Annotated in this window: 7 protein-coding genes and 1 pseudogene; 5 read left to right on the top strand and 3 right to left on the bottom strand. The window is 48.4% G+C overall.

What is annotated here, in order from left to right; all coding sequences use genetic code 11:
* Positions 1-35: 35 nt before the first annotated feature.
* The gene (locus J0895_RS21740) at positions 36-1,310 is read right to left on the bottom strand and encodes a glycosyltransferase family protein (protein ID WP_207090083.1); all 1,275 of its coding nucleotides are present in this window, start codon (positions 1,308-1,310) and stop codon (positions 36-38) included.
* A 411-nt stretch (positions 1,311-1,721) separates the two neighbouring features.
* Here J0895_RS21740 and J0895_RS21735 point away from each other — a divergent pair.
* The 3 genes and pseudogenes from J0895_RS21735 to J0895_RS21725 all read left to right on the top strand — a co-directional run.
* Positions 1,722-1,991, top strand: a pseudogene (locus J0895_RS21735) (ankyrin repeat domain-containing protein); the annotation flags it as partial.
* Positions 1,992-2,187: 196 nt separating this feature from the next.
* The gene (locus tag J0895_RS21730) at positions 2,188-3,150 is read left to right on the top strand and encodes a glycosyltransferase family 2 protein (protein ID WP_242541493.1); all 963 of its coding nucleotides are present in this window, start codon (positions 2,188-2,190) and stop codon (positions 3,148-3,150) included.
* Positions 3,151-3,457: 307 nt separating this feature from the next.
* Complete coding sequence (locus J0895_RS21725; protein ID WP_207090082.1) at positions 3,458-5,254, top strand: hypothetical protein; 1,797 nt, start codon at positions 3,458-3,460, stop codon at positions 5,252-5,254.
* Between the two features lie 224 nt (positions 5,255-5,478).
* Here the strand turns inward: J0895_RS21725 and J0895_RS21720 are convergent, their stop codons facing one another.
* A complete protein-coding gene (locus J0895_RS21720) occupies positions 5,479-5,643 on the bottom strand; it encodes a hypothetical protein (RefSeq protein WP_207090085.1) in 165 nt (54 codons plus the stop codon).
* Between the two features lie 90 nt (positions 5,644-5,733).
* Here J0895_RS21720 and J0895_RS21715 point away from each other — a divergent pair, with 90 nt between their 5' ends.
* Entirely contained in the window at positions 5,734-6,210 is a 477-nt protein-coding gene (locus tag J0895_RS21715) for an ankyrin repeat domain-containing protein (RefSeq protein ID WP_207090081.1), read from the top strand.
* An 89-nt stretch (positions 6,211-6,299) separates the two neighbouring features.
* Here the strand turns inward: J0895_RS21715 and J0895_RS21710 are convergent, their stop codons facing one another.
* Complete coding sequence (locus tag J0895_RS21710) at positions 6,300-7,898, bottom strand: hypothetical protein (RefSeq protein ID WP_207090080.1); 1,599 nt, start codon at positions 7,896-7,898, stop codon at positions 6,300-6,302.
* A gap of 707 nt (positions 7,899-8,605) precedes the next feature.
* Here J0895_RS21710 and J0895_RS21705 point away from each other — a divergent pair.
* Positions 8,606-11,697 (top strand): magnesium chelatase subunit H (locus J0895_RS21705; protein ID WP_207090079.1); only part of this gene is annotated, 3,092 nt, incomplete at its 3' end.

The following is an 11,697-nucleotide window of genomic DNA, read 5'->3' as shown; positions in this document are numbered from 1 at the left end:
GGGGCAATTCACGAATTGCCCCTACAGGGTTCGGGTTAATTTAATTGGGATTCGATTTCTTCTATGACAATTTTAGCGATATTATTGCCAGCACCCGGTTGTCCTCGGACTGAATGTAATTTATCTCGGATGAGTTGTAATTTTTCGGGGTTTTCTAACCAATCTAAGGCGATCGCAGCGACTTGTTGAGGTTGCAATTTTCCCACCAGTTCGGGAACAATTTCCTCTCCGGCCCAAATATTCGGCCATGCAAAAAGTTTCCCTTGGCGCAAGACTAAGCGGTTAATCAATTTGGCAAACATTGACCCCAACAGGGGTAAGTTTGCTAAAATTCCAGGCAATCCATCCCAAGCACGCATGGCGTCTAATTGTTGGGTGGGTAAGAGGACAATCATGGGTATGCCTAGGCAACCGAGTTCGGCGGTGTTGGCACCGACGGTTGTGAGGCACAGGGTACATTGGGAGAGCAAATCATAAGCGGGCGATCGCCGACAAAGTTGCACCCTCAATCCACTGGCAGTTTCCAAATACGCCATACCGTTGTTCTCCTCTAGTTTTAACTCCGCAGCTGTGCCATTCACTAATTCTAGGACCGGATTCTGCTGGGGATTGGCAAATTCTGCTAGGGTTTCTATCTCTAAAGTTGGCGCGACAGGAATCACAAATTGGCTTTGGGGTCGCACTTGATGGATACATTCAGCGATCGCCAGACACAAGGGAACCCCCTGCATCAGTTTCGCCGGTTTTGACCCCGGAAGTAGTCCAATCAATTCCTCTGCCTCACTCCATTCTCCTATTTCCTCGCCTTCGTTTCCCCAATCCCGCGCCACATCAGCAATTAAATCCCCGACAATGGTAAATTTATGGGCATATTTCTGGGAATTCTGGGGTTGTACCTGACCATTCATCACAGCAAAACGGTCAATCCACCGTTGCCATCGCGCTTCCCTTTCGGCATAAATAACAGTCCGATAACCCAAGCGTTTGCCGAGGATTAGGGTAAAAAATTGGTCACCCCCGAGGAAGAGGACCACCCCTTTTTCTCGCCAGTCCCAATTCTCGGCTGTTTTTCCCCTCAGCAAAAAGGGCCAAAAGTGTTGTGCTTCCTGTACGCGGTCAATTTCGGGATAAGTCCGGGCGATCGCGCCTTCTTTTCCCGTAGCATGAGGACAGGGGGAGAGAATCACGGAAATCCGGACCTGAGCTCGGCGATCGCCCAACTGTTGCCGCAAGGCGCGCACAACTGGACGCACCCAGGTGGCTAATTCTCCGGGACCATTAGACAAGATTAAAATATCAACGGGTTCCATTATTGTATTATCGAAATTGCCTTTTAGGTTAGATGTAGGAACGCTCAGAATGCGATCGCCCTCACCTCAACTCCAACTCACTATTTTATCCCGGCATGAGTTGTGAAGCGCACTCGGTAAAGGCGGAACAACTCGCACGATTCCTTCCGCAAATTTTCCTAAAACGCAACTCCCCCCTCGCGTTTCCAGTAAAGTCGTCTATCGTAGTTTACCATAAATTTATCTTTTCTGTAACTTGCACCTCCACTTACCTTTTAATATTTCACCCAATGTAAAGTTTTGGTAAAAATTTCGATCGCTGGCGTTGATATAGATAGCCAATGGAAACAAGCTGGGATCAGATCGGCGTTGTCATTCAAAGATTAAAGAAACCAAAACGGTTTTGAGTATGCCTCAAACACAACCGAGGCGGGGAATGCCGCACTGGTGAAAAAGTTACTTGATGCCGGTGCTGATGTCAATAGTGCCGATAATGATGGGTGGACGCCGTTGATGAGTGCGGGGGCGATCGGCAATCTGGAGATCGTAGAAATTCTAACGGAGGCAGGTGCCGATGTCAATGCGAAAACCAATTTTGGTTTAACCCCGTTGATGAATGCGGCAGGTAACGGTCACGTGCCAGTGGTACAATTGCTGACTGATCGCGGTGCCGATATCCGCGCTAAAGATCACAATAATTAGATGGTGTTGGTTTGGGCATTGGAAGAAAAGCATAAAGACGTGGTAGAATTGCTCAAACAAGCCCGATATGAGCGCTCGACCCGCTAGGGTGGGTGATGCGGGGTAGGAATGGGTGAGATCGCCCGGCAAGGAATGTGGTTTCACGCATCTGAGGGGTTCTTTATCTTCGTATTGTGGAGCATATAAATTGAGCAGCATGGTGTCCAAAATACATTATTCCGTTGTTATCCCGATTTTCAACGAAGAATCTATTATCCCGGAACTCTGGCAACGCCTCGCCCCCGTCATCAAGGAACTTGGGGGTTATACAGAAGTCATTTTTGTAGATGATGGGAGTGTGGATGCCTCCCTCAGCCTTCTCACAACTATCGCTCGCGACTCTCCTAACGTCAAAATTATCGCCCTGTCCAGAAATTTCGGCCATCAATGTGCTTTGTCGGCGGGTATGGATCGCGCCGAGGGGCAGGCGGTGATTCTCATGGATGGGGATTTGCAAGACCCTCCTGAAGCGATTTTCCAATTCGTGAGTGCCTGGAAACAAGGCTATGAAGTAGTTTATGCAATTCGCAAGCAACGCAAGGAAAGTTGGCTCAAACGTCTGGCATTCAAAAGTTTCTATCGGATCCACAGCATTTTATCTGGCATTTTCATTCCCTTGGATGCGGGGATTTTTTCTCTAATGGATCGCCAAGTCATTCTCACTTTGCGCCAAATGCCGGAACGCAATAAATATATCAGCGGGTTGCGGGCTTATGCCGGATTTAGAGCCGTTGGGGCGATTGTGGAGCGCGGTAAACGCTATCGCGGTAAACCCAGGGTGACGCTGTGGAAGTTGTTTAAGCTGGCGTTTGATAGCATTTTTGCCTTTTCCACAATTCCGCTGCGACTGGCAACGTTATTCGGTTTTGCCTGCGCTACCTTTTCATTTGCGATTGGGACGATCGCGTTGTATTATAAATTAGTCTTGGATCGAGAGTTTCTCTCCTGGGCTTTTGGGCTGACCACCACCTTTTTCATGGGGGGCGTGCAGCTTATTTTTTTGGGAATTATCGGTGAATACATCGGACGCATTTATGATGAAGTCAAACAACGTCCTTACTATATTATCAAAGAACAAATTGGCTTTCAAGATGAACCGAATTTTAAAACTGATCGCTAGGCTGATCGCACTGGGGAGGATCCTACCAAAACTTACGCATCACCGAATTCGTTTGTATGTGGGGATGAGCAAGGGAATTGCCCCTACATTTAGTGGTCGATCTGAAAAGTTGCCTAACTCCTCCCTACTAAACCTTGTCATGTCGCCAAGTTTTAGCCACATAAAAAGGCTCTGTCTCTCCCGGAAAACTCGTTCAATACTTGAGTCATGGCGCCAAATAATTAATATACCTGCTTCACCGATTCTGTCTTCGTATCCGATCGCGTTTTAACCCCTCTACAAAGTATCTCAAATAAAATCAGCAGATATGCAGAAAAGAATCAGTCAGGGTGCGGCGATCGCGGGAACTGCCTTAGCTATAGTTCCTGCGGTTTTTGTGACAATCCTCATTATCAATAATAGCATTAACGTTCCCTTTGCCGATCAATGGTTCAATGCCGGATTAACCATCGAACAGTTCTCGGAAAACACCTTATCCCTTGGCGATTTAATCGCCCAACATAATGAAAGCCGTAAGTTTTTCCCCCGACTTATTTTTCTGTCGATCGCTTATTTAACTCGCTGGGATGTGCGGGTGGAAATGTTAGTCAGTCTCTTCTTAGCCGCTGTGGTTTCAGCCAACCTCTATCGCTTAAATCGCATCACCGTCAACCGACCCTTAGCTGAATCCATTTTTATCGCCTTTCTCGCCAACCTGCTGATTTTTTCTCCCATTCAATACGAAAATTGGTTGTGGGGGATTCAAGTGGTCGTTTTCCTTCCCATTGCTTGTTTGACCACTTGCATCGGGGTGGCGCACTCCAAGCTCAGTCAGCTTGCTAAATTCACAATTTGTACGGCGCTTTGTACCATCAGCACATTTTCGTTTGCCAATGGAATGCTATTGTGGATTCTGGTGCTACCTGTATTGGTATTTGCCAGATCTCATCGTGAACTTCTCCGGAAAAAATGGTGGATCGTTGCATGGGTGGCATTTTTTGCGGCGAACTTAGGTCTGTATTTTTATCAGTATGTGAAGCCTAACCATCACCCCAGTTTTTCCTATGCAATCCAGCATCCCGGGGAAACGTTTCATTTTTTTCTAGGGTTTCTAGGTGCGCCTCTGGCACAAGTGAATCCCTCCCACAGTTTAATGGTGGCAACGGGAGTAGGATTGGCAATTCTGGTGATATTGATCGGAGCCTGTGGTTATCTGGTGATTTGTCAAGACGCAGAGTTGCTTGATCGCGCCAAGGGTTGGTTGGCGATCGCCGCTTATAGCGGAATGAGTGGCGCGATCACTTCCTTGGGGCGCGTGGGATTTGGCATCGATGGGGCTTTAGCTTCTCGATACACCACATTCTCGGTTTATCTGCTGATTGCTCTCGTTCATTTAATTCCCATTCTATTTGCTCATTTTAACCGAAATGGCACATTTCTTACCCGGAAATTATTCACCACCCGGCTTGCTGCTTCTGTGGCGACTGCACTGATCGGCTTGCATCTGTTCACTTCGCTTTCTGCAACCGAACAAATGAGTTTTATGCGGCGCGATCGCCGGCAAGCAAAAGCCTGTTTGCTATTAAGTCAGGCGATCGATACTCAAAAGTGCTTGTTTGAGCGAGTGTTTCCCGTTCCCCTCGATCGCTTCTCCCCGAAGAAGCAAGAGAGAGTAAAAGTAAAATTCGCTCGCATCGTGACTCGACTCGATCAACTTGGTTTCCTGGATCTGGGCTTAGTGAAAAGCAAAGATATCGGTCAAATTGCCGGAACCCTTCCAGTGGGCGCGGATTCGGGTTGGTTCGATAGTCTCGAACAGCTGGACGAGCGGGTTTATCGCGCTGACGGTTGGGCGATTTTACCGGAGCGAAATCAAGCGGCAGATGCAGTGATTTTGACGTATCAAGATGACAACCCGCGAGCAATTGGTTTTGCGATCGCCGATGTTAGAGTGCAACGAAATGATGTCAATCAACAACGACAACTGAGGGAACAATTATGGTTGGGTTGGCAAACGCATTTTTCCGCAAGTCCGCTCCCCCCCGGCCCGTTAAAAATCCAGGCATGGGCATTTGACGCCCTGACTGGAAAAGCCTACCCCCTCAATGGTATCCGCCAATTGTAAACAATTCACCACTTATCTGACTAATACCATTTTTCTATAAGGGAGTCCAAAAAAATAAATTATCCAAGTTCTGCGGTGAAAAACCTGACTCTGACGCTGCGCAGGCGAGCTCCGCGAGTGCCCCACCGTTAACGGGTGTGGGTTTTGGGTATTTTATTTTTGGGAGTTCCCTAACCCTGATAGGGACGGATCTCTTTAGCCCCCCTTTTTAAGGCATGGCTGTTTCATTCTAGCCACCAAAATGCCTGGATGGGAACCGGAAAGCCCCTTCTAGTAAGGCGATCGCCCAACTGTTGCCGCAATGCGCGCACAACTGGACGCACCCAGGTGGCTAATTCTCCGGGACCATTTGACAAAATTACAATATCGATCGCTGTCATGATGACCATTTACAGTTTAAAGTTTAGGCTTTAGATTCTCGATAGAATATCAGACGTTGTGGGTAGTTAATCACCTTATAATCACAGAGGAGATCAGGGATGACTGAGTTAATCGAGGCAATTAAAACCGGAGAAAAATCTCAGGTGGAGGCATTACTCCAGGGAAATGCTGACGTGAATCAAAAAGATGCCGATGGATTAACCGCATTAACCGCCGCTGCCGAGAGTGGCAATCTGGAATTGGTCCAATTGTTACTCAATGCCGGTGCAGAGGCTAAAAATGCCGATAATGATGGCTGGACAGCGTTGATGAGTGCGGCAGGTTCCGGTAAGGTGGAGGTTGTAGAGGCATTAATTGCCGCCGGTGCAGATATCAATGGCCAAAGTGAGTTTGGGGTGACGGCTTTAATTACTGCTGCCGGAAATGGACATGGCGATGTGGTACAATGTTTAATCGATCGCGGTGCAGATATTCGGGCCAAAGACCGCAATAACTGGACTGCCTTGGTTTGGGCCGCCGAAGAAGGTCATCCTAAGATTGTGGACCTCATTAAACAAGCGCGCGATCGCACTTAAGCTGTAGTTCTCCTGAAACCCAAACCGGATGGCGATCATCGCCATCCGGTTTCCAGTCAGCACAAACGATGCCGATCCCCCATGCCAGTTTAACTCATCAAGAATCGTCCCGTCGTAAACGCTTGCGTTACCGCTATATTCGTCACCCCCTCGACAATCCCGACTAAATCACCCGGATTGCGGAAAATATTTAAATTGCCATCAGATGCCTGGAAAGTATATTCCCCTGGATTCCCCCCTAACTGAATCTGATCCTTTCCAGGTTCAAAGTTACGAATCAACGCATAATCTTCATTTCCATTCCCGATATAAAACGGTTGAATCGTCGAATTGGCAAAGCTAATCCCCGTCCCCAGGACAAATGTATCAACCCCAGAACCCCCCGTTAACACATCAATCTGACCCGTTCCCTGACCCGTAATCACCACATCTTGGTTTGGCGAATCCGCCACCACCGTTAGTCCGACTCCCACCAAACTGGTATTCTGCCCAAATCCCGTAATTTCATCCCCGCCACTCGACCCGCTAAACACCCCGACTCGCCCTTCATTCTGCCCAAATTCTTGGTAATGCGCTAATCCCGAGGCAAAAAACCCCCCGGCCACTGCCCCTGCTACATCCCGGTTAACGGCTAAATAAACGCTATCGTTGAAACCCGGGACTTCAGTGATTAACGACCCTTCTCCACCGGATAAGATAAAGGTGCTATCATCAAAAATATTTCTAATTTGCAGATTGGAAATCCCTTCTAAAATCCCCAACAAATCACCCCCAGCGGTGGAGATTAGGAAATTTCCATCGGCAGCATCAAACCGATACTCCCTCGGTTCCCCTGCCAGCAAAATTAAATCTTGCTCTAGCTGAAAGTTCTTAATCAGGGCATAGTCCAAATTTCCCTGTCCCACATACAATTTTTGTGGGCTGGGTCGTAACGGTGTAATCCCGAGTCCCAGATTAAAAATATCGACTCCCGGTCCTCCAATTAAAGTGTCGATTTCACCGACTCCTAAACTGGTAGGAATTCCATCGAGTCCACCAATCCCTAATGGGGTAATATTAGAAATTCCCACACCAAGAATGCCCGTAGCTTGTCCAAAGGCATTAATCGTATCACTCCCACTGGTACCGAGGAAAACACCGCCCCGATTGGCTTCAAATTGTCCAAAACTTTGATAGTGGGCTAATCCTGAACTGAGTATCCCCGACTCTACTGCGGTTCTGACATCGGGATTAATGGCTAAATAAGCGGATTCGTTAAACCCGGCAGGGGTCAGGGAAGTGCTGGGTCCGCCTGAACGTCCTTCAGCATTTCCCAGGGCCAGAAAGTGTTGCAATCCCGAGGCCAAAAGTCCACTATTAACGGCCCCCGCGACATCGGGGTTCAGGGATAAATAGGTGCTTTCGTTCCAAAGTGGAGAAATAGTTACCCGTCCTTCTGCTTCCCCTAATTGTATGAAGTGTTGCAATCCAGAAGTTAGGACTCGATTACTCACCGCCGCTGCAACATCGGGATTGTTGAGTAAATAGGTTGCTTCGTTATAAAATGGAGAAACTTGGACTCTTCCTTCCCCTAACCCAAATATTTGGAAGTGACTCAGACCCGATGTAAAGATTCCGGCACTCACCGCTTGTTGAATATCCGGATTATTCGCCAAGTAAGAACTTTCGTTGTAAACCGCAAAACTCATTGGAATTTCCCCACACCATAAATTTTAAACCCGCCAGTTGTTGACGGATATGGTCCGTATTCTAACTTAATAATTTGGTTTCGGATATAGGAATTATTTATTCTTTTAGAAAGATTAACAAAGCCAGTGATTACGGGGGGTCCCTCGATAACCCATCGATTGATTTTATCCGGGTGAGGGGATGATATATAGCGGTTCGGTGGACTCACCCTCACCCCCAACATAAGGCGGCCCAAGACGGGAGAGACTCGCTATATATGTCATAAATCATTTAGGATTGCTATAGTCGCCCTTTGCAGCGTTGGCTTTTTACCTCACTTACACCCGCCTCTTATGGCTGCGGACTCTTGTCTATTCGTGCAACTCTACCCTAAATTGGTTTTCGACTATCTATTACATTGCTGTAATAACTAATAACAAATCTGTTAAGCAAATAATCGCAACCTCTAAATTTGGGAAGATTATGAACTTTTGTAACCTACATGGTAAAGTAATGACCTGCTGATAAAGTTAACAAAACTACACAATTGGCAATCGTTTCTTATCGAATTGTGTCGGATCCGGGCCAAAAGCCCCCAGAGAGACGCATTTTTTGGTAAAAACTCTTACAGTTGCCACTTTTGCGTTGGACTGGCTAGAAGCTGACTTTTAGCCTCCAAACCTAACTGCTAAATTGCTGGACGCGCATCTAAAAGGAGCCAAACTTCATGTTCACTCACGTCAAGCCCACCATTCGACACATTGCCCCGGATGAACTTAGAGGGCGTTCTTTACTGAAGGTGGTCTATGTCGTGCTAGAAGCCCAGTATCAGAGTGCTTTATCGTCTGCGGTTCGCTCAATCAACGAAAATAACCAAAATTTAGCCATTGAAATCAGTGGTTACTTGATAGAAGAACTGCGTGACTCGACCAATTACGAGGCTTTTAAGCAGGATTTAGCCACGGCGAATGTTTTTATTGCTTCCCTAATTTTCATTGAAGATTTAGCCCAAAAAGTGACGGCCGCAGTCGAACCCCACCGCGATCGCCTGGATGTGGCGGTGGTTTTCCCCTCCATGCCGGAGGTGATGCGTCTGAATAAAATGGGCAGTTTCTCGATGGCGCAATTGGGTCAATCCAAGAGTGCGATCGGGCAATTTATGAAGAAGCGCAAGGAAAAATCTGGCGCTTCCTTCCAAGATGGAATGCTCAAGCTGCTGCAAACCTTGCCCAAAGTCCTCAAATATCTGCCGATGGACAAGGCCCAGGATGCCCGCAACTTCATGTTGAGTTTCCAATATTGGTTGGGGGGTTCCTCGGAAAACCTGGAAAACTTCCTGCTGATGTTGGCGGATAAATACGTCTTCAAGGGTCAGCAAACGGTCAAATTCCAAGATCCAGTGGTTTATCTGGATATGGGGGTCTGGCATCCCTTGGCCCCGAAAATGTTTGAGGATGTTAAGGATTATCTCAACTGGTATAACAGCCGCGATGACATTTCCGATGACCTCAAAGACCCCTTGGCCCCCTGTATTGGGTTAGTGTTGCAACGCACCCACCTGGTTACTGGGGATGATGCCCATTATGTGGCAATGGTCCAGGAAATTGAAGCCTTGGGTGCACGCCCGATTCCCGTGTTTGCCGGAGGGTTAGACTTTTCTAAACCGGTGGATGCCTATTTCTGGGATGTTGGCGCAAAAGGAGTGGAACCCCTGGCGTTGGTGGATACGGTGATTTCGTTGACAGGATTTGCTTTAGTGGGAGGTCCCGCCCGTCAAGACCATCCCAAGGCGATCGAGTCTCTGAAACGGTTAAATCGGCCCTATATGGTGGCCTTGCCGTTGGTGTTCCAAACTACGGAAGAATGGCAGGATAGTGATTTGGGGTTACACCCGATTCAAGTGGCGTTACAGATTGCGATTCCTGAATTGGATGGGGCGATCGAACCGATTATTTTATCGGGACGGGATGGGGCTACTGGCAAGGCGATCGCCCTCCAGGACCGCATCGAAACGGTCACCCAACGGGCGATTAAATGGGCTACCCTGCGCCGTAAGCCGAAACTGGATAAAAAAGTTGCCATCACCATCTTTAGCTTCCCACCAGATAAAGGGAACGTGGGAACTGCTGCCTATTTGGATGTGTTCGGCAGCATCTATGAAGTGATGAACGCCCTTAAATGCAACGGGTATGATCTTCCGGAGTTGCCTGAGTCTGCTGAGGCGCTGATGTTGGAAGTCATCCACGATGCCCAAGCGCAGTACAATAGTCCCGAACTGAATGTCGCCTATCGGATGTCGGTGGAAGAGTATGAAAAACTGACACCCTATTCCGAACGACTCGAAGAAAACTGGGGACCGCCTCCGGGACATCTCAACACCGATGGACAAAACTTGCTGGTGTATGGGAAGTCATTTGGGAATGTCTTTATCGGGATTCAGCCGACGTTTGGGTATGAAGGCGACCCGATGCGCTTGCTATTCTCGCGATCGGCGAGTCCTCATCATGGATTTGCTGCTTACTACACCTATTTGGAGAAAATTTGGGGTGCCGATGCGGTCCTCCATTTTGGCACTCACGGGTCCTTGGAATTTATGCCCGGTAAGCAGATGGGGATGTCGGGGGAATGTTATCCCGACAGCTTGATTGGCAAGATTCCGAATATCTACTATTACGCGGCTAATAATCCTTCGGAGGCGACGATCGCCAAACGTCGGTCCTATGCCGAGACGATTAGCTATTTGACGCCACCGGCAGAGAATGCGGGGTTATACAAGGGACTGCAAGAACTGAATGAGTTGATTGGGTCCTATCAAACTCTGAAAGATAGTGGACGGGGAGTGGCGATCGTCAACACCATCATGGATAAATGCCGGTTGGTGAATTTGGATCAGGATATCAACTTGCCGGATAAAGATGCGATCGAACTGACTCCCGAGGAACGGGATAATGTGGTGGGTCAAGTCTACCGCAAGCTGATGGAAATCGAATCGCGGTTGTTACCCTGTGGGTTGCACGTCATTGGGAAACCGCCCTCTGCGGAAGAGGCGATCGCCACCTTAGTCAACATCGCCTCCCTCGATCGCGACGAAGAAGGACTCAAGAGTCTACTACGGATTATCGCCAACAGCATCGGACGAGACATCGACGAACTCTATGCCAACAACGACAAAGGCATCTTAGAAGACGTTGAACTGTTACAGGCCATTATCCAAGCCATTCGCGATGCGATCGGCGCCCTCGTCCAAGAACAAACCGATGCCGAAGGACGAGTTTCCCGAGTCTCCAAACTCAACTTCTTCAACATGGGCAAAAAAGCCCCCTGGGTCGAATCCCTCCACCAAGCGGGCTATCCTAAAGTTGATACCGACGACCTCAAACCCCTATTTGAGTATCTCGAATTCTGCTTGCAGCAAATCTGCGCCGACAACGAACTCGGTGCCTTATTGCGTGCCTTAGAAGGAGAATACGTCATCCCCGGACCCGGTGGCGACCCCATCCGTAACCCCGATGTGCTACCCACCGGCAAAAACATCCACGCCCTCGACCCCCAATCCATCCCCACCGCAGCAGCAATCACCTCGGCCAAAATCGTCGTAGACCGGCTGTTAAATCGGCAACGGATGGAAAACAACGGCGAATGGCCTGAAACCATCGCCTGCGTCCTCTGGGGAACCGATAACATCAAAACCTACGGGGAATCCCTCGCCCAAATCATGTGGATGGTGGGAGTCAAACCCGTTCCCGATGCGTTAGGACGAGTCAACAAACTGGAACTCCTGAGTTTAGAAGAATTAGGACGTCCCCGCATCGATGTTGT

The sequence above is a fragment of the Phormidium pseudopriestleyi FRX01 genome, from assembly GCF_017313335.1.
GTDB lineage: Bacteria > Cyanobacteriota > Cyanobacteriia > Cyanobacteriales > Laspinemataceae > Laspinema > Laspinema pseudopriestleyi.
The sequence above is the reverse complement of the archived record's forward strand: the minus strand, read 5'-3'. Positions and strand labels throughout refer to the sequence as shown.

What these genes read in the sequence shown, in the direction of transcription:
- J0895_RS21740 (WP_207090083.1), bottom strand. Translation starts at nt 1,310, where the DNA reads ATGGAACCCGTTGATATTTTAATCTTGTCTAATGGTCCCGGAGAATTA.
- J0895_RS21730 (WP_242541493.1), top strand. Translation starts at nt 2,188, where the DNA reads ATGGTGTCCAAAATACATTATTCCGTTGTTATCCCGATTTTCAACGAA.
- J0895_RS21725 (WP_207090082.1), top strand. Translation starts at nt 3,458, where the DNA reads ATGCAGAAAAGAATCAGTCAGGGTGCGGCGATCGCGGGAACTGCCTTA.
- J0895_RS21720 (WP_207090085.1), bottom strand. Translation starts at nt 5,643, where the DNA reads ATGGTCATCATGACAGCGATCGATATTGTAATTTTGTCAAATGGTCCC.
- J0895_RS21715 (WP_207090081.1), top strand. Translation starts at nt 5,734, where the DNA reads ATGACTGAGTTAATCGAGGCAATTAAAACCGGAGAAAAATCTCAGGTG.
- J0895_RS21710 (WP_207090080.1), bottom strand. Translation starts at nt 7,898, where the DNA reads ATGAGTTTTGCGGTTTACAACGAAAGTTCTTACTTGGCGAATAATCCG.